The sequence below is a fragment of the Bacillus sp. BPN334 genome, from assembly GCF_008368885.1.
Classification (GTDB): domain Bacteria; phylum Bacillota; class Bacilli; order Bacillales; family Bacillaceae_G; genus Bacillus_A; species Bacillus_A wiedmannii.
The window spans coordinates 25,982-51,611 of sequence record NZ_QOZW01000008.1; the positions used below are offsets into that span (position 1 = coordinate 25,982).

General features: G+C 33.6%; 28 protein-coding genes and 1 pseudogene. 28 read left to right on the top strand and 1 reads right to left on the bottom strand.

Annotation, left to right across the window (positions count from 1 at the left end):
* Positions 1-645: 645 nt before the first annotated feature.
* The 27 genes and pseudogenes from DN393_RS12040 (at position 646) to DN393_RS31935 (ending at position 23,310) form a co-directional block, all read left to right on the top strand.
* Positions 646-1,467 carry an MBL fold metallo-hydrolase gene (locus DN393_RS12040; protein WP_149173529.1) on the top strand — a complete coding sequence of 274 codons (822 nt, stop codon included), beginning with the start codon at positions 646-648 and terminating at the stop codon, positions 1,465-1,467.
* A 205-nt stretch (positions 1,468-1,672) separates the two neighbouring features.
* A complete protein-coding gene (locus DN393_RS12045) occupies positions 1,673-2,062 on the top strand; it encodes a VOC family protein (RefSeq protein ID WP_064475599.1) in 390 nt (129 codons plus the stop codon).
* 166 nt (positions 2,063-2,228) lie between these two features.
* Positions 2,229-3,176 carry a PLP-dependent cysteine synthase family protein gene (locus DN393_RS12050; protein WP_064475598.1) on the top strand — a complete coding sequence of 316 codons (948 nt, stop codon included), beginning with the start codon at positions 2,229-2,231 and terminating at the stop codon, positions 3,174-3,176.
* A gap of 240 nt (positions 3,177-3,416) precedes the next feature.
* A complete protein-coding gene (locus DN393_RS12055; RefSeq protein ID WP_098111962.1) occupies positions 3,417-4,100 on the top strand; it encodes a DNA alkylation repair protein in 684 nt (227 codons plus the stop codon).
* Positions 4,101-4,116: 16 nt separating this feature from the next.
* Positions 4,117-4,819 (top strand): annotated as a pseudogene (locus DN393_RS12060) (nucleotidyltransferase domain-containing protein).
* Between the two features lie 15 nt (positions 4,820-4,834).
* Positions 4,835-5,380, top strand: coding sequence for a GNAT family N-acetyltransferase (locus DN393_RS12065; RefSeq protein ID WP_064475595.1), 546 nt, complete (start codon positions 4,835-4,837; stop codon positions 5,378-5,380).
* A 34-nt stretch (positions 5,381-5,414) separates the two neighbouring features.
* Complete coding sequence (locus tag DN393_RS12070; RefSeq protein ID WP_064475594.1) at positions 5,415-5,915, top strand: GNAT family N-acetyltransferase; 501 nt, start codon at positions 5,415-5,417, stop codon at positions 5,913-5,915.
* Between the two features lie 15 nt (positions 5,916-5,930).
* Positions 5,931-6,452, top strand: coding sequence for a DinB family protein (locus DN393_RS12075; RefSeq protein ID WP_149173530.1), 522 nt, complete (start codon positions 5,931-5,933; stop codon positions 6,450-6,452).
* Positions 6,453-6,521: 69 nt separating this feature from the next.
* Complete coding sequence (locus DN393_RS12080; protein WP_088046647.1) at positions 6,522-7,460, top strand: DMT family transporter; 939 nt, start codon at positions 6,522-6,524, stop codon at positions 7,458-7,460.
* A gap of 56 nt (positions 7,461-7,516) precedes the next feature.
* A complete protein-coding gene (locus tag DN393_RS12085) occupies positions 7,517-7,927 on the top strand; it encodes a GNAT family N-acetyltransferase (protein ID WP_098111960.1) in 411 nt (136 codons plus the stop codon).
* 301 nt (positions 7,928-8,228) lie between these two features.
* Positions 8,229-9,419 (top strand): DUF418 domain-containing protein, encoded by a 1,191-nt coding sequence (locus DN393_RS12090; protein ID WP_149173531.1) that lies wholly within the window; start codon positions 8,229-8,231, stop codon positions 9,417-9,419.
* Positions 9,420-9,608: 189 nt separating this feature from the next.
* Positions 9,609-10,220, top strand: coding sequence for a hypothetical protein (locus DN393_RS12095; RefSeq protein ID WP_064475589.1), 612 nt, complete (start codon positions 9,609-9,611; stop codon positions 10,218-10,220).
* A 20-nt stretch (positions 10,221-10,240) separates the two neighbouring features.
* On the top strand, positions 10,241-11,488 hold the full coding sequence (locus DN393_RS12100) for a glutathionylspermidine synthase family protein (protein ID WP_064475588.1): 1,248 nt from the start codon (positions 10,241-10,243) through the stop codon (positions 11,486-11,488).
* 201 nt (positions 11,489-11,689) lie between these two features.
* Complete coding sequence (locus tag DN393_RS12105) at positions 11,690-12,634, top strand: methyl-accepting chemotaxis protein (protein ID WP_064475587.1); 945 nt, start codon at positions 11,690-11,692, stop codon at positions 12,632-12,634.
* Between the two features lie 377 nt (positions 12,635-13,011).
* On the top strand, positions 13,012-13,812 hold the full coding sequence (gene aacC / locus DN393_RS12110) for a BA2930 family N-acetyltransferase (RefSeq protein WP_141669125.1): 801 nt from the start codon (positions 13,012-13,014) through the stop codon (positions 13,810-13,812).
* A gap of 12 nt (positions 13,813-13,824) precedes the next feature.
* On the top strand, positions 13,825-14,514 hold the full coding sequence (locus tag DN393_RS12115) for a phosphopantothenoylcysteine decarboxylase domain-containing protein (protein WP_064475585.1): 690 nt from the start codon (positions 13,825-13,827) through the stop codon (positions 14,512-14,514).
* 137 nt (positions 14,515-14,651) lie between these two features.
* Positions 14,652-15,125: a tetratricopeptide repeat protein gene (locus DN393_RS12120; RefSeq protein ID WP_064475584.1), complete on the top strand. Its 474-nt coding sequence runs from the start codon at positions 14,652-14,654 to the stop codon at positions 15,123-15,125.
* A 12-nt stretch (positions 15,126-15,137) separates the two neighbouring features.
* Complete coding sequence (locus DN393_RS12125; RefSeq protein WP_064475583.1) at positions 15,138-16,187, top strand: hypothetical protein; 1,050 nt, start codon at positions 15,138-15,140, stop codon at positions 16,185-16,187.
* On the top strand, positions 16,180-16,674 hold the full coding sequence (locus DN393_RS12130) for an NUDIX hydrolase (RefSeq protein WP_001057918.1): 495 nt from the start codon (positions 16,180-16,182) through the stop codon (positions 16,672-16,674). Before DN393_RS12125 ends, DN393_RS12130 begins: the two co-directional genes overlap by 8 nt.
* 103 nt (positions 16,675-16,777) lie before the next feature.
* The gene (locus tag DN393_RS12135) at positions 16,778-17,287 is read left to right on the top strand and encodes a ribonuclease FAU-1 family protein (protein WP_098111719.1); all 510 of its coding nucleotides are present in this window, start codon (positions 16,778-16,780) and stop codon (positions 17,285-17,287) included.
* A 202-nt stretch (positions 17,288-17,489) separates the two neighbouring features.
* Complete coding sequence (locus tag DN393_RS12140; RefSeq protein ID WP_149173532.1) at positions 17,490-18,098, top strand: TetR/AcrR family transcriptional regulator; 609 nt, start codon at positions 17,490-17,492, stop codon at positions 18,096-18,098.
* Positions 18,082-18,810, top strand: a complete 729-nt coding sequence (locus DN393_RS12145) for a hypothetical protein (RefSeq protein WP_064475581.1) — start codon at positions 18,082-18,084, stop codon at positions 18,808-18,810. Before DN393_RS12140 ends, DN393_RS12145 begins: the two co-directional genes overlap by 17 nt.
* Positions 18,811-19,037: 227 nt before the next feature.
* Complete coding sequence (locus DN393_RS12150; RefSeq protein ID WP_064475580.1) at positions 19,038-19,793, top strand: ABC transporter ATP-binding protein; 756 nt, start codon at positions 19,038-19,040, stop codon at positions 19,791-19,793.
* 15 nt (positions 19,794-19,808) lie between these two features.
* On the top strand, positions 19,809-20,795 hold the full coding sequence (locus DN393_RS12155; RefSeq protein WP_149173533.1) for an aliphatic sulfonate ABC transporter substrate-binding protein: 987 nt from the start codon (positions 19,809-19,811) through the stop codon (positions 20,793-20,795).
* Between the two features lie 16 nt (positions 20,796-20,811).
* Positions 20,812-21,660, top strand: coding sequence for an ABC transporter permease (locus tag DN393_RS12160; RefSeq protein ID WP_064475578.1), 849 nt, complete (start codon positions 20,812-20,814; stop codon positions 21,658-21,660).
* Positions 21,661-21,838: 178 nt separating this feature from the next.
* The gene (gene ssuD / locus DN393_RS12165) at positions 21,839-22,951 is read left to right on the top strand and encodes an FMNH2-dependent alkanesulfonate monooxygenase (protein WP_149173534.1); all 1,113 of its coding nucleotides are present in this window, start codon (positions 21,839-21,841) and stop codon (positions 22,949-22,951) included.
* A gap of 266 nt (positions 22,952-23,217) precedes the next feature.
* Positions 23,218-23,310 (top strand): putative holin-like toxin, encoded by a 93-nt coding sequence (locus tag DN393_RS31935; protein ID WP_001289320.1) that lies wholly within the window; start codon positions 23,218-23,220, stop codon positions 23,308-23,310.
* 228 nt (positions 23,311-23,538) lie between these two features.
* Here the strand turns inward: DN393_RS31935 and DN393_RS12170 are convergent, their stop codons facing one another.
* The gene (locus DN393_RS12170; RefSeq protein ID WP_149173535.1) at positions 23,539-24,360 is read right to left on the bottom strand and encodes an HNH endonuclease; all 822 of its coding nucleotides are present in this window, start codon (positions 24,358-24,360) and stop codon (positions 23,539-23,541) included.
* Positions 24,361-24,509: 149 nt separating this feature from the next.
* On the opposite strand from DN393_RS12170, the gene DN393_RS12175 reads away from it, so the two are divergent.
* The gene (locus tag DN393_RS12175; protein WP_064475575.1) at positions 24,510-25,595 is read left to right on the top strand and encodes an AI-2E family transporter; all 1,086 of its coding nucleotides are present in this window, start codon (positions 24,510-24,512) and stop codon (positions 25,593-25,595) included.
* The last annotated feature ends 35 nt before the right edge of the window (positions 25,596-25,630 follow it).

Genomic DNA, 25,630 nt, shown 5'->3' on the forward strand with positions numbered 1-25,630 from the left:
TACTTTCTAAAACATACAACCACTTTCCTTACTTTATAAAAAAAGTGGTTGTATAAAATTGCATATGCATTTAAATATTTCATGGATTTAAATTTTGTCTTAAGGCTACTTTTTAATACATGTAGTTTGTGATGTTTATTTCCCCTAAAATGAAGCTTGAAATCAATATTCATTTATCTTTACAAACTCTTCAATCATCAAATTAAATTCACCCGATAGTTTTATCAACAAACTTTATGTTGCTACTGCTTTCTGTATTACATCCTTCGTACAGTATAATTACAATTTTTATTATACTCTCTCCTTAATTTAAATCTACTATCCCCCTGATGTGTATTAGTAAGTATTATAGTGATAAAGTTGTAACAAAATCTTTCAATTGCTTCATTTATTTTATGAAGATGTGCTCTTTCTTTTAACGATTAAAGGGTTAAGTATATTAGGAAGTTTTAATATATTAAAAACTCTATTTTCTTCGAAGCAGCAAATAAAAAATTTAAGAAATTAGACTAAAGTGTTAAAAGGAAGGGGGCTAATCATACTTTCGTATTACTTCATTTTCATTCCAATTATTGATTCGAATATTTTTGTTTTCTATTAAAATATTGGTATAAGAACAATTAAATTTAAAAAGGGAGTGGGAATATGGTTAATTATATTTGCACTACATGTGGAGTACAGTATCCCGAAAATAAAGAAGCACCTTCCCGTTGTAATATTTGCAATGAGGAAAGGCAATATGTGAATCCAATTGGGCAGTCATGGACAACATTAGAAACTATGCAAAATAGCAATTTATACAAAAATGAAATAATAAAAGAAGAAAGTGGTTTGTATAGCATTACTACAAAACCTAAATTTGCAATTGGACAAACAGCATTTTTAATACAAAGTAAAACTCTACATGTTATGTGGGATTGCATTAGCTATTTAGATCATAAAACGATCAAGAGTATATATGATTTAGGTGGTATTCAAGCAATAGCACTTTCTCATCCACATTATTACTCTACACAAGTAAAATGGGCGGAAACATTCAATGTACCTATCTATATTCATGAAGATGATAAAGAGTGGGTAGTTCGCCCGAGTAAACAAATTAAATTTTGGTCTGGGGAACATTTGATATTATCGGAAGAACTTACATTGCATCGTTTAGGAGGCCATTTTAAGGGCGGGACTGTTATGCATTGGAAAGAAGGTAACGAAGGGAAAGGAATTTTGTTATCAGGTGATATTATACAAGTAGTTTCCGATCAAAAATGGGTAAGTTTTATGTATAGTTATCCAAATCTCATCCCATTACCAGCGAATAAAGTTAGAGATATGGCAGAGAAAGTAAAAGATATCCAGTTTAGTCGACTATATAATGCATTTCATGGTGTGGTGGAAGATGCGAATAAGGCTGTACAAAGATCTGCTGATCGGTATATAAAGGCCCTGCAAGGAGAACTTTTTCATACGTAATAAAATATAAGGAAGAACTATTTATTTCATCTCAATATTTATATAACTACTTTTATATGAATTTAATACTAAAGTCCTACTATTTATAAACTAATAGGTCTTTCAACTTAGGTAGTTCTCACACTAATGAGGGATATGAAAGGAAATATATGTAACTTATAATAATTACTATAAAGCTTTGGAAAATGAAAAGGAGGAGATTTGCATGAAGAATTGGGTTCAATTTAGAATTGCAAGACCAACAGATAAATTTGAAGAAGTTATAGGTTTTTATGAGACAGGGTTAGGGTTAAAGCGTATAGGAGAATTTCACAATCATGAAGGATATGATGGGGTTATGTTTGGAGTACCGGATGCCGAGTATCATTTAGAGTTTACAACGCACGTTAATGGAAGTCCATGTCCGGCACCGACAAAAGATAATTTATTAGTATTTTATATGCCAAATAAAGATGAAATTGAAAAAATAGTGAATCGATTAAGTAATATGGGCTATCATGAGGTGGAACCAGAAAATCCGTATTGGATAGAGAAAGGGACCACAATAGAGGATCCAGATGGTTGGAGAATTGTGCTTATGAACGCATTTGAATAAAGAAGCTCTTTTCGTATGTAATGGAGTGTAACAAAATGATTTAGTCATAAATCCCTACAGCATTTGTAGGGATTTTTATATAAAAAGATTTAGCCAAGAGAGTTATGAAAATGTAGAAAGTATTTTAGCTAAAAATAAATATGATTTATGTAGGAGGAATAGAAGTATGACATTAAAGCATTTTAATGAGTTCGCTAAAAATGTTGGGAATACACCTCTCATTAAATTAGAATGCGAAGAAACGAAGGATCTTTCTGTTTATGCTAAATGTGAATGGCACAACCCTACAGGATCGATTAAGGATAGAGCCGCACTTGGAATGATTAATAAATATTTACAAGAAGCGGACAAAAAACAACCTATTTTAGAGTATAGCGGTGGAAGCTTAGCGAGATCAATTGGCTATATTTGTTATTGTTTAGGAGTTCAATGCACGTTAGTTTTAAGTTCTGGAACTGGTAAATCACTACTAAATGAACTTAAACATTATGGAGCTAATGTGATTTTAGTTGATAAATGTATGGGTTTTTATGCAGTAATTGAAAAGACAATTGAGATTAGCAAACAAAAACCAGAGTTATACTTTTTATTCCAACATTATAATAATGCAAATCTATTAAGTCATATAGAAGGAACAGGACGAGAAATTATTACACAAATGAATGGAAAGCCAATACACGCATGGGTAGCATCTGCTGGTACTGGTGGAACTCTAATGGGGGTCTATAAAGTAGTAAAGAATTATACAAAAAAAGCTGAGCTACATTTAGTAATGCCTGCTGAATTGCCTTATGGTTCCGAACAACCACCAAATGATTTAAAGAAATATGCAGGATCAGGTGGATTCGGCCTAGGAAGGAAACAACATTTCATAGAACAGGAAGACAATTTGATAGAAAAACAATGGACATATTCATATGAAGAAACCTTGTATGAAATGGCACGTTTTTATAATGAAACTGGTATGAAAATAGGAACGTCTGCGGCAGCGAATTTATTAGCTGCTAAACAAATTGGAAAAGAAAAAGGTGCGAATTTTAATGTAGTTACAGTTTTTCCGGACGCCGGGTCTATAGAAGAGTGGTCAGATGTAAAGAGCTTACAACAAATATAGAGAAAATCAGACCAATAAAAGTTCTATCATATTCTATTTCTTACAATATGAGAAATTGAAGAAATGAAAACCTGTATATGTAAAATGTACAGGTTTTTCGTGGTTGTTTTAGTTATATATAGCAACTATAAAATTTCACATACCGTATTTAAAAAATACATATAGGAAAACCAAAAAGTAATGTAGAATATATCGTACATATATATATGAAGTCAACATAAAAGATAAAGAGGTGGGCATATGTTACTTGAAGAAGTAATGCAACTACTAGAGGAATATGGAACAGAACAAAATCGTAAAACGTATAAAAACCACGGAGCGAAAGAACCACTATTCGGAGTTAGTTTTGCTAATTTAAAATTGTTAAAAAAGAAGATAAAAAAAGATCATGATTTAGCAATTTCATTATGGAAAACAAAAAATATGGATGCAATGACTTTAGCAACAATGATTTTAGATCCAAAGAAAGTTACGACAGAACAGCTTAATAAATGGGTACAGGAAGTTGATTATTATTGTTTAATGGACGTTTTGATGACGGCTATTTGTACGTCGCCAATCGCGATAGAAAGAATGGAAGAATGGACAAAGTCTGATGATGAATGGATTGGAAGAGCTGGCTGGTCTTTATTAGCAAATATAGCGATTAAAAATAAAACGTTACATGATGATTTCTTCTCTCCGTATTTAGAAGAGGTTAAAACAAATATACATAATGAAAAAAATAGAAAAAAAGAAGCGATGAATAGTGCTTTAATCGCGATAGGAATTCGTAATGAAGACTTAGAGGGAAAGGCGATTGTAATTGCACGTGAAATTGGAAAAGTACAAGTTGATCACGGGGCAACATCATGCAAAACACCAGACGCAGAGCCGTATATAAAAAAAGCGAGAGAAAGAGCTGAAAAAAAGAAAGTGAAATAAGAAAAGGGGAACGGTTATGAAACCAATGGAAGCGGCACAAAGCATAATTACATCACAATTTCCGAATTGTGATGTAGCTTTACTGGGAGGAAGCGTTGTACGAGGAGAAGCGACAAAAACATCTGATCTGGACATTGTTATAGTTGATCAAAATTTAACGTCTTGTTATAGAGAATCTTTCTATAGTAATGGATGGCCTGTTGAAGTCTTTGTACATAATTTTGAAACGTGTAAAACCTTTTTTTAAAATGGATTGTGACCGAGGGAGACCTTCGTTACCACAATTAGTTTCAGAGGGTATTGTATTGAAAGGGGAAAATGAAATTGTTGAGAAATTAAAAAGTGAAGCAAATGATTTACTAAATAAAGGGCCAGCTAAATGGACGGAAGAAATGATGAAGCAGAAACGGTATTTTATTACGGATACTTTGGACGATTTTATTGGTGCATCAAAAAGAGAAGAAGAATTGTTTATCGCGAATTTATTAGCTGATTTATTACATGAATATGTATTAAGAGTAAATGGTAAATGGCTTGGAAATTCAAAATGGTTTATAAGGGTACTTAGAAAATATGATGAACAATATGCAGACCAATTTGTAGCGGCGTTCGATCATTTTTATACAACGGGAGAGAAAAGAAAATTAATTACTTTTGTAGAAAAAACGCTAGAACAGTACGGAGGAAGAATGTTTGAAGGGTTTTCTATAGGAAAATAAAAAGGGGATAACGCAATGAATGTACCATACGTTCAATTAAGAGAACTGACACTAGATGATGTAGAAGAGCGATATCAATGGTCATTAGATAAAGAAGTGACAAATCATTTAGTTGTACCAGATCAATATCCACCGTTCACTCGTGATGATACGAAAAAGTGGATTGAAGCATGTATAAATCGAAAAAATGGTTATGAACAAAGAGCTATAGTAACAGAGAACGGCATACATATTGGATGGGTAGACCTTAAAAACTTTGATAAAACAAATAAAAATGCAGAACTGGGAATCGCGATTGGTGATAAAGAGTATTGGGGTAAAGGATATGGATTAGCAGGTTTATATAGTATGTTACATCTAGCATTCATTGAATTTGAATTAGAGAAAGTTTGGCTACGTGTAGATGAAGATAATTTTCAAGCTAGAAAGAGTTATGAAAAGGCTGGTTTTATTTGTGAAGGATTAATGAGAAATGATCGATTACGTCAAGGGAAGTTCATTCATCGTTATCGTTATAGTATGTTAAGAGAAGAATACGAATCTTTAAATGGTAGCTTATAAAAATATTATGTTAACTAAAAGGGGCTGGAGAAATATGATTCGATTACTTACGAAAGAAGATGCGAAAAAATATTGGGATTTACGTTTACAAGCATTACAAATAAATCCAGAGGCATTTGTAACAACTTATGAAGAGGCGATTCGTCAGGAAAATCCTATTAAACGAGTGGAAAGTAATTTAACAGCTACTACTAGCTGTACATTTGGTGCTTTTAATGAGGATTATCAATTAGTTGGAGTTGTCACTTTACTAACAGAAGAGAAAGAGGCGTATAAACATAAAGGTCATATCGTTGCGATGTATGTAGATGCTGACAATCGAAGAAGTGGTTTTGCACGTGAGTTAATACGTAAGGCAATTGAAAGAGCAAGAGAACTGAACTTGGAACAATTAACATTAGGTGTTGTGTCCACAAACGAACCAGCAAAAAAATTGTATGAATTAATGGGCTTTAAAACGTATGGGATTGAAAAGAGAGCTATAAAAATGAATGGTGTGTATAGTGATGATGAACATATGGTGTTGTTCTTTTAATGGGGGGAGTTTAGTATGAAAGATCTCCATTTAGAAAAAAATATGAACCCGCAAGTAGCGATTTTGTATGCGACGGTTACTGATACATTTAAACGATTGCAAAAGTTAGTAGAAGGTACTGATGTGAAAGAACTGTCCTTCAAAGGGTCAGAAAATAATGAAAATAGTATTGGGCAACTACTTCAGCATTTAGCAATAGTCGATTTACACTGGGTGTACCGTTTAAAAGGAGAGGAAGTTCCACCGAAACTTGAAAATAAATATGGACCAATGTTGAATGAAATGGGAGGATTGCCTAGTTTAAGAAAGTATAAATTACAAGAATTAATGCAAGACTATGAAGCGGTGCAACATATGTTTTATGAGGAGTGTATGGAACTAACAGAAAATGATTTAACAAGGGAAGTTTTTTATGAGAAGGGAGAAACTGCGACTATAAGGTGGGGAATATGGCATATAGCCGATCATAATCGGTACCATCAAGCTCATATTAGTCAGTTAAGAAAACTATATAGAGCTAGAATAGATGCGAGATGAAGATTTCGAATTTTAATTATATTTAATTTGTTGTATAGTATAAGAAGAAACTAAACAAGGGGTTTTATAATGAAAGCTATTGCAGTAGGGATATTGGCATCATTTTTCTTTGCCTTTACCTTTGTTTTAAACCGGGCGATGGACTTAGAAGGTGGAAGCTGGATTTGGAGTGCTTCATTACGGTACTACTTTATGGTTCCAATGCTTTTACTTATTGTCATGTATAGAGGGAACTTAAAGCAACTCTTTCAATATATGAAAAATAATCCGAAAGAATGGTTAGTGTGGAGTATCGTTGGGTTTGGTCTCTTCTATGCACCACTTAGTTTTGCCGGAGCTTTTGGACCTGGTTGGCTTGTTGCATCAACATGGCAAATTACGATTGTCGCAGGAATTTTGTTAACACCATTTTTTGCAGCAGATCCATTACATAAAAAACTTCCAATGAAGGAATTAGTTATGTCTGGGGTTATTTTATGCGGTGTTGTACTCATGCAAGTAGAACATGCTTCTTCATTAGGAATTCGAGAAACTGTTTTATGTGTAGTTTCTGTACTTATTGCAGCGTTTGCGTATCCTCTTGGAAATCGAAAAATGATGCAAGTTTGTAAAGGCGAATTAGATGTATTCCAGCGAGTTCTTGGTATGACATTAGCAAGTTTACCATTTTGGTTTTTACTATCAGGTTATGAAGTATCAACAGGCGGATTACCGTCAAGTGGCCAAGTTTTCCAATGTTTTATTGTAGCAGTTAGTTCTGGTTTAATCGCGACAGTACTATTCTTCTTTGCGACAGATCTTGTAAAAGATGATCCACAAAAACTAGCAACAGTCGAAGCAACACAGTCCGGTGAAGTTTTATTTGCGCTAGTAGGAGAGCTCATCTTGCTATCTGCGCCAATTCCGTCATCTTTATCTTGGATCGGAATGAGTCTTGTTATTGTCGGAATGATACTACATAGTTATGTAGCGGTCGTTGTGAAAAAAGAAGAAAAAATAACGGCGTAATGAGACTAGCTCTTTATACAAAGAGCTAGTCTTTTTTCATGGAAAGGGATGTAGAAATGAATTTGCAACGCGTGGAACAAATTGAGAAAAATCCAATTTTAAATGTGTTACAGTATGCAGTTGGGCCAAGCGAAACTAGCTTAAAGAAAGCAGTTTTATATTATGAAAGTAGTAAAGGGACTTTGTACAGATATGAAGAAAAGGCTTGTATAGGTATTGAAATAATCGGAGCAAATAAAGCGAGAATATGTCACATAGCAGTCGCTCCACAATATCGTAATAAAGGAATTGCGTTGCAAATGATAAAAGAAGTAGTAAAAATGCTTCAATTAACTTATATAGAAGCAGAGACAGACAATGAGGCAGTAGAATTTTATAAAAAAATTGGTTTTCAGGTTAAAAGTTTAGGAGAAAGATATCCGGGGATTGAAAGATTTCATTTGTATTTTAAAAATAAAACATATTAAAATCATCTTAGAATATAATATCCGGAATAGGATTTGAAGAAATAGTTCGTTTTATATGTATCCTGCTATTTGTGGACAGTAAAACTCCCACCTCAAAATTCGGCTGGAGTAAGGAAGCTAGGTGGAAGCCCTGAAGCCAGTAAACGCCAATTGGTACGGGGATAATAATCAGTGCGTGGATGAACAAAAGCTCCACTGATTAAAGTTTCACTTTATTTTTTCTAATTTTAATAGCAACTAGTTATTAGTTTTTGACAAAAATGTAAAAAAGGTTAGTTGGTGCTAAGGAAGGAAGTAAAATATGAGTAAATCAATAAATAATGGCGCAATTGAGAAGAAGCGTGCAGTCTCATTAGATTTAGCAAGAGGTACTATGTTACTATTAATCGTACTTGCCCATGCACCGCTTTACTTGTATGCTGCAGATCCTGGAATTATGCATAGGGTGGAAAGCGGAAGTTTCTTTGATCAAATTGTAAACTTTTTTGGTATATTCATAATTGATAACCGTGCTAGAGCGATGTTTGCCGTATTATTAGGCTACGGTTTGGTTCTAGCACTTGAAGGGCAAATATCAAAAGGGAAAAATGAAAATCATGCTGTGAAAATTGTAAGAAGACGCTCTTTGTATTTAATACTGTTTGGGGTTGTGTTAGCAGTCTTAATTGGAGGGCAAGATATTCTTATGGCCTATGGCGTAGCGGGGCTTCTTGTTAGCCCGCTATTAAAGTGTAAAATGAAAACATTAATTCGAACATTTACGATTATCACTATATTGTATATCATTTTTATTCCAATAATATGGGGATTTAATATGCAAGCAATAGGTGATTACGGTTTTTCACCAGATGTTTCAGCAAAAGACACGTATCTAAGTACTATAATGTTACGATTACTTTTCTTTCCTGTTATACCTGTTCTCATCCATTTTATGTTCCCAATTCTTCCTTCGGTAATTCTTGGTTTGTGGATTGCTAGATATCAGTTATTAATAAAACCAGAGCAACATTTGAAAAAATTATATTATATAACAATTATAGGATTAGCAATTTCCTTAATAGGTGCTTTGCCTCTATCTTTTATAGGGACTATATGGTATCCAAGTGTATTTACAGCTGGAATGATAAATGGAATCCATATTTTAACTGGAATTGTTGGAGGATTAGCATATGCAACGGGTTTCGGTATAATAGGGAGTAGATTAAAAAATCTAGGGTACTTTAGCCGTTCATTAATTGCTCTAGGAAAGCGTTCATTAACATTTTTTGTTTTGAATGAGGCACTGCTTGTTATACTTTTATCACCTGTAGCATTTGATTTAGGAGGGCATGTAAGTAACGCTTTTGCTGCATTGATAGCTATAAGTATTTGGATATTGTCTGTCCTATTAGCTACAATAATGGAAAAAAACAATCTGAATGGACCATTAGAGATTTTATTGAGACGTTTAATATATAAAAATAAAATAATTGAAAGACGACCTGGGTATTAGGTCGTCTTTCAATTTATTTTAATCTATAAACAAAATTATAATCTAATGTTAGTTTGTTTTTATTTATGGAATAAAAAGCATAAAATATGCAAATGTGCATATAGGCTTTAGTTTGAAAAAATTAACAGATACATTATATAATAAAGGTATCTGGAAAAATATAGATAAAAGAAATTAGGTGTATAACACATGAGAATGGATAAGAGTAAATTTATAAAAATTGCTACTTCAATTGGGGTGTCATCATTTTTATTAACTGGGTGTGGTGATTATGAAGAAGAAACTGCACAGAAAGAAAGTACCGCTGTTAAAACAGATGGTGCAAAGCAAGGCAATGAACAAGAAGCTTTACATTGTGATGATAAAACTCCTACCAATGAAAATGTAGAAAATGATGAGTTATGCAAGGAAATTAATCCATCGTTTTCATCGTATAATGAAAACTCACATTTACCGATACTGCCATTCGTAGCAGGATATTTATTAGCAAGCAGAACTTCAAATATGAATTATACAGCAAAACCCAATGTAATGAAGAAACCGTATGCAAATAATATTATTCCATATCGTGAAAAAGACCAAAGTAGAACTGGTGGCAGCGGTGGTGGAGGATACTACGGTGGAACTAACAGTAACAACAATAATTCTTCCAATAAAGTAGATTTAAACAAACAACAGCCGAGTACATCAAATAAAGTGACGCCAGATACAAATACGCCGAAATCATCTACTACTCAAACGCCGAAAGTGAATTCTGGTTCAAGTGGAATTGGAAACGCAAAAGCGCCAGCCGGATCATAATACGAAAGGATAATAGGATCATGTATACAGAACAAGAGCAGAAAGAGTATATGAAAGTATGGTTTTCACTTGCGGAAGAGGTTGGTCGAAATGGATTTACGTGGCCGAGTCTTTTAGAGAAGGAAGAATGGAATCAATATATGGCAACAAGTATGTATCGTATGCCAGTAAAAACTTATACTGCTATTTCAAAAGCGACAGAGGAAATTATGTACGTGTTATATAGAACGTATCAATATATTGTAAATACGACAGAAGATTTTCAAAAACTAGGATTTCCAGTTGAAACGTGGGAAATTGCGAGAATGAAACATACTGGATTGTTTTCATATTTTACAAGGTTTGATTTTATCGTAAATGGTGAAGATATTAAATTAATAGAAGTAAATTGTGATACACCAACAGGTTATTTAGAGCCGTCTGTCGCGAATGAAGTGTTGTGCCGTTATCACGATGTGAACCATCCGAATCATATAGAAGAGCATATTGTACAGGCGTGGGAACAAATTAAACATGACTATAATATAAGTCCTATAGAGACGATATATTTTACTAGTTATGATTGGCACGATGAAGATCATCAAACAGTTCAATTTTTAAGAAGCTATTGCTTAGATCAATCAACGGACTATTTAGGTATACAAGATATCGTCGTTGCAGATGATGGTATATATACGCCGAATGGTGAACGAATTCATTATTTATATAGATTATATCCAATTGAATATTTAGTTTCAGATACTGATAAAAATGGGAAAAGAATTGGACTTCAATTTTTAAATCATATAGCGCAAGGAAGAGTGAAAATCATTAATCCACCTGCTGCTTTCCTTATGCAAAATAAAAGTGTACTCGCATTAATTTGGCAACTGTTCGAAGAGGGAGTTTTTTTTGAGAAAGAAGAGCGAGAAATCATTCAGAACTACTTCTTACCAACATATTTTACAAATAAACCGTTTATAGAAAGAAATGAATCATATGTTTCTAAACCTTTATACGGCCGTGAAGGCGGAGGGGTATCTATATACGAAAATGACGAACTATTAGCTGAAGATAAAACGGAGTATTACTTTGAACAACGAAAAATATATCAGCAATACATAGAAATGCCTGACTATACAATTGACACATGGGATGGTCCGTATACTGGTAAACTATTAATTGGCTCACACTGTATTAGTGGGAGAGCCGCTGGGTTATTTTTACGTGTAGGCGAGAAAATTACGGGAAACTTATCGATGTTTACTGGGGTTACAATTGAAGGATAAGAAATATATGAAAAAAAGCATTAATGGTAGAGCACTTTGAAATTAAAAGTGCTCTTTTTATTTTGAAAAAATATTATTAAAGATCGTTGATATATATAAATTAAAGTGGGACAAATTATATAAATATTAGTATAATTCGATAGTGGTATATTTAATGCGAGATGCTATGATATTTAATTTTTTTGAAATGGGGAAAAGCATATGAAGAGTGATCATATTTCAAAAACTACTTCACTTAGTACACAAGTATTAAATCAAGGGGAGGTACTTGCTGCATTAGAACGTTCACTAGCTATGATTGAGTTTGATCCCTATGGAAAAGTAATATGGGCAAATCATAATTTTGCATATGCAATGGGCTATGAAGTGGATGAACTATTAAACAGTCATCATCGTCAGTTTTGTACTTCACAGTTTGCTCAAAGTCCAGAATATGATATCTTTTGGAGAAATTTTCGGAATGGAGTCTCATTTCAAAGGAAAATACAGAGAATTACTAAACAAGGGAAAATTATATGGCTAGAAGCGACATATACCCCTGTTGTAGATAAGAATGGAAAAATTCAAGCGGTTATTAAAGTCGCTACAGATATTACTGCGCGTGAGAATGGGACGGCTAAGGTAACATTTGAATTGCAAGAGATGGCGGAAAATCTAAAGGAACGTGCGCAAGAAGGGATTAAGCGTAGTCATATTGTTTCCGCGGCTATTAAACAAATAGTCGAACAAACTAATGACAATATGAAGTTATTACAAGAGCTTAACGTACAAACTAATATGATACGCGACATGGTGAAAACGATTAATGAAATTGCCACACAAACTAATTTATTGGCCTTAAATGCTGGAATTCAGGCCGCCCATGCAGGTACCTATGGTAGTGGTTTTAATGTTGTTGCAAATGAAGTTCGTAATTTAGCAAATAAAGTTAAAGCCGTAACGAAAGATGTACACTTTAATGTAGAGAATATAACCAAACAGGTACAAAAGATTAGTGCAGGGACCCTTCAATCAGAAAAGAGAGTTACTGAAAGTTACTCATGTATAGAACAAGCAGTTCATGAATTCAATGGTATTGGTGAAGCGGCCCAGAGACTTGATACACAGGCAAAAACTATAGTAGAGCAACTACAAGGGCAAAAATAAGTTCAAATGTTCCTGAAGTTCGAGATTTAAATACATAAATTGAAAACTTTTTATAAGAAACACATTTTAAAATTAAATATGCCATTTTTCGGTTGGAATGGGGCGTCGTTCTCTTATAAAAAAAGAATCACTAACATAATATGTGATTCTTTTTTTCGGTGTTATATTTGTAATTGATTTGAAAAATATTTTTGTTTATTGATAAAAACTACATGTTTGTAAGAAATGTTAAACGTCCTTGCTATATATATTAAAAAACAATTTGTTTTTATAGTTCGCTATTTTATAAATATGAAAAATGATTAAGTTAAAAATTAAGAAAAATATGATAATATATGTATGTATTAGTTTTAAAAAATGGGGGAACAATCGTGAAAATGAATGACATAGTGGCAAGTACACAATTGCCAAATACAATCAAAACAATTACAAATGATTTAAGAGAATTAGGGTTAGAAAAAGGAATGACGGTTATTGTGCATTCTTCGCTAAGTTCTATTGGCTGGGTATCTGGCGGAGCAGTTGCGGTAGTAGAGGCGTTAATGAAAGTTATTACGGAAGAGGGAACAATTATTATGCCAACACAATCTTCGGATTTATCTGATCCGAAACATTGGTCAAGACCACCTGTACCTGAAGAATGGTGGCAAATCATTCGAGATAACGTCCCGGCGTTTGAACCACATATAACACCAACAAGGGCAATGGGAAAAGTAGTTGAATGTTTTCGTACATATCCGGATGTAGTACGCAGCAACCATCCATTAGGAAGTTTTGCTGCATGGGGAAAACATGCAGAAGAAATAACGATGAATCAGTCGCTATCAATGAGTTTAGGAGAGGAATCTCCATTAAGAAAAATATATGATTTAGACGGATACATATTATTAATTGGTGTTGGATATGATTCCAATACGTCTGTACATTTATCTGAAGTACGTACTGGTGCATGTGAGTTAATAAAAGTAGGCGCACCTATTTTAGAAAATGGTGAAAGAGTATGGAAAGAGTTTGTTGATATGGATTACGATTCTGATAAGTTTGTAGAAATCGGTGTAGAGTTTGAGCGAAAAGGAACAGTAACAAATGGAAAAATAGGAAATGCAACGTGCCGTCTTATGAAGCAACGAGATATCGTTGACTTTGGAACAGAATGGTTTCGTAAGAAAAATCAGTAAGGGATGGTTACAATGAAGGGGAAAAAGGTATTAATTACGAGTGGTGGTTGTTTAGAGAAATGGGACCAAGTACGTGGGCATACGAATATGGCAAAAGGTACAATTGGAAGAATAATCGCGGAAGAGCTTATAAGTAAAGGAGCACATGTTATATATTTACACGGTTATTTCGCTGAGAAACCGAACGATGTAAATAATCAATTAGAATTACACCCGTTTGAAGGAATTGTTGATTTGCAAGATAAAATGAAAAGTATCATTACGCATGAAAAGGTCGATGCGGTCATTATGGCAGCGGCTGGATCAGATTGGGTTGTAGACAAAATTTGTGATCAAGATGGTAATGTTCTTGATATGAATGGGAAAATCTCAAGTGATATAGCGCCAATTATTCATTTTCAAAAGGCTCCAAAAATATTAAAGCAAATAAAAGAGTGGGATCCAGAAACCGTACTCGTTGGCTTTAAACTTGAAAGTGATGTAAATGAAGAAGAATTGTTTGAAAGAACGAAAAATAGAATGAAAGAATCTAAGGCAAATGTAATGATTGCAAATTCACCGCATTCTTTATATTCACGCGGAGCGGTGCACTACGTAATTGGACAGGACGGTAAAGGAAAGTTATGTAATGGGAAAGATGAAACGGCGAAAGAAATTGTCAAAAGGTTAGAAGTACTATGTAATCACATTATTGCTTTATAATTTTAAGTATTTGGATAAGAGTGAATCCGCATAGTATATATAGGTAAGCGAAACTTTAATTTATGGGAATTTTACTTTTACACAAATGTTAACCATTCAAGATGGATACATAAAATAATTGGTGAGGAGTGGATTCTATGGAACATTTATTAAAGCAAGCGATTAAACTAAGAAATGAAAAGAAATATGCGCAATCTAGAGAGATACTTATGGGGTTAACCAATTTTACGCGAGACGCAGAAGTGCTTTTTCAATGTGCCTGGATACATGATGTAATGGGGCTTGAAACAGAGGCTGTGCCGTATTATGAACAGGCAATTGCAAATGGTCTTGATGGGGAGTCGCTTTGCGGTGCATTTATCGGTCTTGGCAGTACATATCGTTGTATAGGTGAGTATGACAAAGCAATTACTGTTTTAGAAACAGGTTTGCAGCAGTTTCCAGATAATGATGTGATGAAAGTATTTTTGTCATTAGCGAAATATAACGTAAACGATCATGAATCCGCTATGAAATTATTACTTGAAACAGTCGTAAAAGTAGAAGAAGTTAAAGAATTTGAACGTGCTATTTCATTTTATAAAGACCATTTAAATGAGGTTTTTAAATAGAGGAGTGAAAGTATGAGTGTCGCACTTTCGCGAAGGCGAAAAGGTATCTGGATTGGACTCGTATCTTTAATCTTGTTATCAAACTATTTATTGTATGCTCTTCCGATTGTACCAGCTACTCCGAAAGAAGTTGTTCTTGGATCATTATTAGATTGCATGTTTGTAATTCCAGTCATTACGTATTTCTTTATTATTCGAAAAAGATACTCGTTAACTTATATATTTCCTGTTGTAATAGCTGGTTATATATTTGCAAGATTTATTATTCCAAGCGACTATTTACAAGCTTTTTCATACGTTTCTTATAGTATAGTTGCAGGAGAAATTGCTTTTGTATGTTTAGAGTTATTCCTTCTATATAAAATTGTTAGAAAGCTTCCTAACATAATAAAAAAATATAAAGAATATAAAAGTCAGTATTCTTCATTTTCTTATGCAATTGATGCTGCGTTTGACGCCACTATGAAAAGAAATAAATTAATAGATATCATTGTAACAGAGTGTAAGCTAATTTATTATGCATTTTTATCGTGGCGTGAAAAAGTACCAGAAGGTGAATACGTATACTCATATCACAAAAAGACTGGTGCAATAGGTGTATATATTATGATCATCCATGCGACCTTAATAGAAAGTATCGGTTTTCATTATTTGTTTCATCAATGGAATCCAGTTGTAGCATGGGTGTTACTTATTTTAAATGTATATGCAATGTTTTATTTTTTAGCTGAAATTCAAGCAATGCGTAAAAATCCAATTATTGTTACGGAAGAACAGGTAATTATTCAAATTGGATTAGGGAAGAAAATCATTATACCGTTTACACAAATTGATAAGATTACGTTTTATAAAGGGGAACTTTTAAAAAAAGAGAAAGAGGTTCTTGACGCAACGGTGATGGAATTTATAAAGGAACCTCCAATATTTGAAATAATACTCAAAGAGCCAATGAAAGCACAATTATTATATGGATTTTCTAAAACAGTAAGTCGTGTTTACTTAAATGTTGATGAGGAACGAAAATTTTATGATGTGATGGTGGAGAAATTGAACCATGAATAATGCTACTAATTTTTATCGTGCGCTTGGTGTGTATGGTATTTGTATCGAAAATAATAATATATTAGTAATTGATAAATCAAAAGGTCCATATAAGAACAGATATGATCTACCTGGTGGGAGCTTTAATGAAGAGGAGTCGTTGTTATCGGCACTCCATAGGGAATGTAAAGAAGAAACTGGATTAGAAGTAAAGGTTATAAAGCAAGTAGGTACGGTTGATTTTCAATACCCTTCAAAGTTTAAAGATTATACACATGTACACCATATTGCAGTTTTGTATGATGTTGAAAAGAGTGCAGGGAAAATCATAGTACCAAAACAATTTGAAGGTCAAGATTCTTTAGGAGCGAGATGGGTTTCTATAGAAAGCATTACAGAAGACAATTCATCTCCACTTGTATGTAGTGCAGTGAAGTGGTTGAAAACGAATGAGCTTCCATTAGAAGTGAAAAAATATGAAACATGGACAGTGAAAAACTCCTTCTAAAATAAGAGGGAGTTTTTATTGTGTATTTGGAGACCAAACACTTCTTTATCACTATATAAATGGATATAATTAAGATTAGAAATAGCATAAGGGGAAACAAAGAATGAATAAATTACTAACACCAAAAAGTAAAATTATAGAAAGAAAAATTCGGTATGACTCGACCGTAGTAGATCACACTTGCTTATTACTTGAAAAGCAGTTGCAAAGTATCGTGTTATTTCATGAGGTTCAGTATTCATTTACAATGACTGCACATCGTGCGAGTTTAACAATCCCAAAAGGAAGTTACACCATTGCATACTACTGGGAAAATCGTCTGTACAATTTATACATATGGAGAGATAAAAATGGAATGTATTTAGGCTCTTATTTTAATGTTGTAAAAAATACGCAAATAACAGACGAATTAGTGTCATTTGAAGACTTAATTATTGATATATTGGTACTTCCAAGTGGAGAATATTTTATTTTAGATGAGGATGAGTTACCTGAGCCTTTAGAGGGTTTTGAGGGGGGGGATGTGAATGAAGCTCTTAATGTATTAGAGGAAATAATTCAAAAGACGCTTCCTCAAATGATTGTAGAGACAGAAATGGTGTGGTTAAACTAAAGCGATTTGAAAAGAAAATATGTGTTTAATGAAATTGAGTAGTCTTAAGTTATATGATCTAACTTTTTGATAAGTCTAAGGTTAGATGTATATTTCTTGAGATTACTCTTTTTTTGTGGAAACTAATATTGACTGAATATAGTTCAGTCGTTTATGATTGAATCAGATTCAGTCGAAGGTAAAACATAGTAGGAGATGACCTATGAAAAGAATATCAAAAGAACCAGATGTTAGAAGGCAAGAGTTGATGGATATTGGTTTTGAACTATATATGAAAAATGGTATGAAAGGATTTAGCATAAAAGATGTTGTGAATCATGCAGGTGTAGCAACGGGCTTATTTTATTATTACTTCAAGTCTAAAGAGAATTTTGTTGATGAAGTATTAAATGATTTTATTGTGAAAAATATGGAGTTAATTGAAGAAATACTTATTTCTAATGAACGGTCTGTCATGCAAAAGCTGAAAGATTCTCTAAATATATTTTGGACATTTATCGAAAAATTAGCACCCTATAAAAATGTGAGTTCGTTTCAGACGGAACAACATTTTCAACTGGAACAGAAATTATTTACGCGAATGCAGCCATTAATTCGACAAGTAATCGAAGAAGGGGTGAAAACTGGGATTTTTAATACTAATAACTCATTATTAGCATCAGGATTTATTTTATACGGTCTTAGCAGTATTGCTCATTCAGAGGTGAATTTGAATCTAGACACGAAGCAAGAAATGATTAATTTAGTATTAAATACAATACGATACGATACGATCAAATCGAAGGAGAATGTATATGAAAATTATTATTGATGGAAACAATATTTCGAATGAACAACTTACAAAGTGGAAAAGAGAACGTATTAAAAAAGTTTTAAATACATTAGGACATAAAGAACCGGAATTAAATGATACAGACGTTATGAAAAAAAAACTAACGGAACTAAAGTTAAATCATTCATACAATGAAATGTATGATAAGTTGAAAATTAAACTGAAATTAAGTGAAATGGGTATGCGTATTTGTACTGTTTTATCTGGTGATAGACGAAAATTTTCAAAAACAAGTATCTATTTAGATGGGATTACAGCAGAAGAAGCGATAAATGGAATTGATAGTTTTATGCTTGAACAATCAGATGAAAATGATCAAGTGAATTTATCAGCCTGTCCAGATCACTACGTACTAAGACCCTTTGGGGAAAATGAATTAGAGGTTATCGAAACTACTGGTAATTCTCCATTTCCAGTTCAATTTTTTATTGTTTTTGGTGACGAAACGGGATTGAAGACACCTCGAGATAAGTCTTATCAATACCAATCAACAGGTGTTGCACGTATGAAAGACGGTACTACTATTGGTGGAGTTCGACATCAATTCAAAGATACAGATACTGGTATAGAAGTAAGTCTAGTTGTAGAGTTTCCGGCACTTTGTCCTAATAGCCTTATTAAATCGCATCAAATGCATTTGGCATGTGAGTTTTCTTATTGGTTACAGTGGATTAAGAACCATAAAAAATAATTTTTAAATAAATAACAATAAGGATGTTCAAACGAATCATATGTATTTTTAAACAAAACCCAGTTGACTTATCGGAAATATTTGTATAATATGTACTTAATTCTATTACGTATTGCTGATTGGAGAAACCAAAGGCATTTTATCTATTGATAAAATGCCTTTGGTTTTTTTATTGCATAAATACTGAATCTGTTCATTTAGATGAATCATTTCAAGGAGGCGAAGAAGTGACTGTTTCAATTGATGGAGTATCAAAATATTTTTCGAAACAAAATGCTACGGTTCAAGTATTAGAGAATATTAATTTTCAATTAGAGAAAGGGGATTTTGTTACAGTAATTGGTCCGAGTGGTTGCGGAAAAAGTACACTATTAAAAATTATTGCAGGTTTAGACAGCGATTTTGAAGGAGAAATCATTATTGACGGGGAGCGTATAACAAAACCGAGTAAGAAGCAAGGATTTATATTTCAAGAGCATCGATTGTTTCCATGGCTAACAGTGGAAGAAAATATTGCAGCTGATTTGTCATTAAAAGATAAGTATGTGAAGGATAAGGTAAAGGAATGGGTTGAAATTGTTCGATTAGACGGTTTTGAAAAATCATATCCGAAAGAAATATCAGGCGGGATGTCACAACGTGTTGCGATTGCAAGAGCGTTGTTAAGGGATCCCAATGTATTATTGCTTGATGAACCATTTGGAGCACTGGATGCATTTACCCGAAGTCATTTGCAAGAAGTACTGCTCAACATTTGGGAACAAAAAAAGACGACAATGATATTCGTTACACATGATATAGACGAAGCAATATATCTTTCGAACCGAATTGTCATCATGAGTGCAAAGCCTGGAAAAATACATAAAGTGATTGAAAATAATTTATCTTATCCGCGTAGTAAAACTTCGGAGTCATTCCAAGAAATTCGAAAGAAAGTATTACAGCAGTTTGAACACGGGGGATTAATTCAAACAAGTATATAGGGAAAGAGTGAGTATATGTATAAAAAAATTAAAGTTCTTTCTTTTGCAGTAGCTATTTCTTTATTTTTATTTGGATGTGAAAAAAGCACAGCAAGTAGTAAGAAGGAAGATGTAACAGTACAAATTGGTATACAGCAAGGATTAAGCCCGCTATTATTAGCACAGAAAAAAGGATGGTTTGAAGAGGAGTTTAAAAAAGAAGGGGTTAAGGTGAAATGGACAGAGTTTCAAAGCGGACCTCCTTATTTTGAAGCGATTGCATCAAATCGATTAGACTTTGGTGAAGTGGGAAACTCCCCAGTTATTTCAGCACAAGCAGCAGGTATTGAATTTACCGAAATTGCTAATACAAGTTATGCGAGAAAAGGAACAGGGATTCTTGTACAAAAAGATAGTAAGATTACGAGTGTAAAAGATTTAAAAGGTAAAAAAATTGCGGTAGCAAAAGGGAGTAGCGCGTTTAATTTATTGTATCGAGCCTTAGAAAAAGAAGGTATCAATGCGAAAGATGTAAATGTTATTCAGTTACAACCAGATGAAGCACAGCCGGCATTTGAATCCGGATCAGTAGATGTATGGGCGATATGGGATCCATTCATCTCGCTACATACGTTAAATAAAGAGGCAAAAGTTATTGCAGATGGTGAACTATTAAATGTTTCTTCTCCAGAATTTTTAATTGCGAGAACAAAATTTGCGAAGGAGCACCCAGAATTAGTTGAGAAATTCCTTAAAGTTTATGAAAAAGCACGTGTATGGCAAGAGTCAAACTTAGATGAAGCGATAAAAATATATACTTCTGCAAAGAAAATAGATGCCGAAATTGTAAAAGAAGTGTTTAATCACGACAAACCAATTTTAGTTCCAGTAACGAAAGAAATAATAGCGGAACAGCAAAAGACAGCGGATTTTCAATATAAGCTAGGCTCTATAAAGAAAGAAATTAAGACAGATAAAGTAGTAGACAATTCTTTCGTAGAAAAAGCATTAAAGGCGAAATGAAAAGAGGTTTTGTAAATTGGAGAATACGAAAGCTGTTATGAAACCAACGGGTATAACGATTGGCAAAAATAATGTAAAGAAAGTGCGAAAGACGAATGTAAAAGTGCTAGTAAGAGCGATTACTATACCGATTATCGTATTAATTATTTGGCAGTTAGCCGGCGTATTCGATTTAGTTTCTAAAACAGTTTTACCAACACCATTAGATATATTACTAGCTTTTCAAGAACTTATAAAAACAGGAGAGTTATTCGGTCATTTAAGTTTCAGTGTATTCAGGGCTGCGGCTGGTTTCTTTATCGGCGGGAGTTTAGGAATTATTTTAGGAACGATTGTTGGATTTTCAACGAGAAGTGAGCAATATTTAGATCCATCTGTACAAATGTTAAGAACTGTACCTCATTTAGCTGTTGCACCGCTTTTCGTATTATGGTTCGGTTTCGGAGAAACATCGAAAGTATTATTAATTGCGGACGGTGCATTTTTTCCTTTATACGTAAACGCGTTTTTAGGGATACGAGGTGTAGATTCAAAACTATTCGATGTTGCGAGAGTGTTAGAGTTTAGTAAAAGAAAATTAATTACAAAATTAATTTTACCTGCCGCATTGCCAAATCTATTACTGGGAGCAAGGTTATCTTTAGGAGTTGCATGGGTGAGTTTAGTAGTAGCAGAACTTATGGGGTCTACAGAAGGTATCGGCTATATGATTATGGATGCAAGGCAATTTTCAAATACAGATATCGTATTTGTCGGCATTATTATTTTTGCATTCGTTGGAAAGTTTTCTGATTCACTCGTACGTTTACTAGAAGTGAAGTTTTTAAGATGGCGAGATAATTTTAAAGGAGAGACAGGGAATTAACATATAAAGTGAAACTTTAATCAGTGGGGAGGGTCAATCCCCCACCTAACTTCTTTGCTTTCGCTGAATTTTAAGGTGGGGATCTTACTGCCCGCAAATAGCGGGGTAAATTATTAGGGGTAATTTATATAGAGTATGTTAGTATGCGTTTCAAAATAAATAAGGGGTGTGTAAAGGTATGGAATTATTATGGTTTATTCCGGCTTATGGAGATGGTCGATATTTAGGAACGACAAAAAGAGGAAGAGCAGCTGAGTATGGTTATTATAAACAAGTTGCAGCTGCAGCTGATTATTTAGGATATTCGGGTGTATTACTTCCAACTGGTCAAGGGTGTGAAGATCCATGGGTATTAGCATCGGCACTTGCAGCTGAGACAGAGAAATTAAAATTTTTAGTAGCAGTTAGACCAGGACTAATGTCACCGACAGTTGCAGCGAGGATGGCATCTACATTTGATAGAATTTCAGATGGGAGGTTACTTATTAATGTAGTAGCTGGAGGAGATCCTGTTGAATTGCATGGCGATGGATTATATCTTGAACATGATGAAAGATATGAAGCAGCGGATGAATTTTTAAAAGTTTGGAAGTCAGTATTACAAGGTGAAACAATCTCTTTAGAAGGAAAACATATTAAAGTTACGGAGAGTAAAGTTGTATTTCCTCCGGTTCAAACACCGTATCCACCAATTTATTTTGGCGGATCGTCCGCTGCAGGTAAAGAAGTTGCAGCTGAACATAGTGATGTATATTTAACGTGGGGCGAGCCACCAGAGCAAGTGAAAGAGAAAATAGATGAAGTAAAAAAACTTGCGGAAGAGAAGGGGCGTAACGTAAAATTTGGTATTAGACTACACGTAATTGTAAGAGAGACAGAAGAAGAAGCATGGGAAGAAGCTGAAAGGTTAATTCAATATGTAGATAATGAAACAATTGAGCTCGCTCAAAAAACATTTGCAAGATATGATTCAGTCGGACAAAAACGAATGACACACTTAAATAAAGGTACGAGAGAGTCGTTAGAGATAAGTCCTAACTTATGGGCTGGAATTGGGCTTGTAAGAGGTGGTGCGGGTACTGCGCTTGTTGGAGATCCGCATACAGTAGCAGAAAGAATAAAAGAATATGAAGCGTTAGGAATTGATACGTTTGTATTATCAGGATACCCCCATTTAGAAGAGGCATATGAAGTGGCAGAACTGTTATTTCCTTTATTGAAAGACGAGAAGAAACAAGAAAATAAAATTGTTGGGGAAATGATCGCTGATGCATATGCATTAAAAAAATAGTGAGAAATAAAATGAAACTTTAATCCTTTGGGTGAATTGTCCCAAAGGATTATTAGTTGAACCAATCGGGCATTTGCAGGCAGTTTCACCTATGTTTTGCTACATTTTGTTTATTGCCTGTTAATACGGGATAAAAAACTCGCAAGTATTTCACTTGCGGGTTTTCATCGTAAACTATTAGAAAATATGGTAAAATTAAATAGTAACTTAAGGTACGGTTGGTTGTTCAATTATCACTTCTCCGAATAGGAGGGGGGTGATAATACGTGAGTGAAATAGCGTTGTTACTGCAGGGTGGACTGTTTCTCGTTGCATTGTTAACGTTCGTCGTCGTTTTAATAGACAAGCTCAAAAAATAACAACCCACCTATGCCAATAGAATGTGGGTTGTTTTGTTTGTAAGAAACAAATAGGATAAATGAACAATCCAATCTGCTAAGTTACGTGGACTAGTGTGTAGCCGCACACTGGTCTTTTTTATTTATTTACAATTAATAATTGGTTTATGTGATTGTATTGTTCTTTTCATACTTATTATAACACAGTGTCTTTTCGTCAAGAAAGGAGACCGTATGTTCTGATTTCGATTAAATAGAAGGTTTTTTTTCTTTAAATAGCCCATCCATATACTGTTTTAAAGTTTGGATATAAAATTCCTGTCTATTTACATCATTTACGCCGACAATTGGAGATGAAAGTTCATATCTCTTTTCTGATAAGTGAACGACAACGTCAAATATATCAAATAGACGAATGAAACAGAACAGGCCATCTTTATCACTTAATAAAATAAAGTAATGGTTCTCGCTATATGTATTTAATGTATTCCATAAAGAACTTTTACTTAAATCGCGAACTATACTTTTTTCTTTTAATTCCATAAAATCGGCATTTGATAGAATGTTAGAAATATCAATCGCATCTGGATCTTCAAAATAGCCATCAACAGCTTGTACAGCGAAAGTATAAGCCATTTTTAATACACTCATTTTGTATTTACGGTTATCTAAAAGTAATTCACGTTGAATAGAGCTAGCTACTTTCGTTACACGTTCTTCTTTCCAAATTTCATTATGTAGTGAAATATCGTGCTTTTTACATAGTTTCATAATTAATGTATTGGAATAAAGTATTTCATCACTTACTTCAACAACATCTGTCTCAGCAGCCGCAAGTTCCTCACCATGTTCATTCGTATAGAGCGGGGAATCAATTTGTTTTTTCATTTGTTCAATCTTAAATTGACTTAATTTATGCCGAATTAAGGGACGATCAATATTTGTTGTCATTTGTTCATGGCAAGTATCACAAATTGAGTTTGTGAAATAATATCCACATAATATTTCGGGGATGACATATTGTTCACTAAGTTCTTTCGTATCTTTTCTGCATATGATGCATTGTGTCATTTTTATCACCTTTACCTGCAAATTTGTATGTAATCTCATTGTAGTGTATTTATTGGTATTTTGGAATATTGTAAAGGAAAATATTATGTGAAATTCTTGCTTATTTTGGTACAATGAAGAGAAGTGCTAGTTTAAAGGAGGACGTTTTTTTGAAATCGAAAGTGCACTTTTGGACATTAGAAGTGCTAATGGTTGTAGCGATCATATTTATTTGCACAAAAATATCGTTTCTATTTCAACCGATTGGTATCTTCATATCTACGTTGTTTTTCCCAATCTTAATCGCGTTATTTTTATACTTCATATTTAACCCATTGTTAGTCTTTTTGGAGAATAAAAAAGTACCTAGAAATTTAGCGATTTTACTGTTATATCTTTTTATTATAACATTAACTGCAGTTGGAGTTGGGGTAGTTGTTCCAACGATCTCACAACAGTTAATGGATTTAGTAAAAAATATGCCAGGTTATATTAAAGAGGGAAAACTATACATACAAGATTTATCCCATCACAGATTATTTGAATGGTTATCTACACAAAACTACGTTTCCATTGAAACAATTGAGAAAAACGCGATTGAATACTTAAAGGATATACCAAACACGATTACGTCGAGTGCAACGGCTTTATTTGGTATTATCACAAACGTTGCATTAGTTATCTTCACAGTACCGTTTATTTTATTTTATATGTTTAAAGATGGACATGCGTTTCCAGGGAAAGCAGTTAGTCTATTACCTGTGTCTTACCGTGAAGAAGGACTTCGTATCATTAAGGAAACGAACGAAACATTATCTGCGTATATTCAAGGGCAAGCGCTCGTTTGTATATTTGTAGGTGCTTTTACTTTTATCGGTTATTTAATTATCGATTTACCGTACGCTTTCGTTTTAGGAATTATAGCAGCATTTACAAATATCATTCCTAATTTAGGTCCATTTATTGGTGCAGCACCAGCTGTTATTGTAGGTCTGTTCGTATCTCCGATGCAAGCGTTGTACGTAATTATTATCGTAACAATTGTACAACAGTTTGAAAGTAACATCATTTCACCGCGTATTATGAGTTCAAAATTAAATATCCACCCGTTAACAATTATTATTTTAATTTTAGGGGTAGGTAACTTTGCGGGAATTATCGGAATGATTTTAGCAGTGCCAGTTTATGCAGTAACGAAAACAGTTGTTTCGAACTTAGTGAGATTGTTTAAGACGAAACGAAATAATCGGAAATAGTATAAATTGAGAAAGATACACCGCTTTTTAAGTGG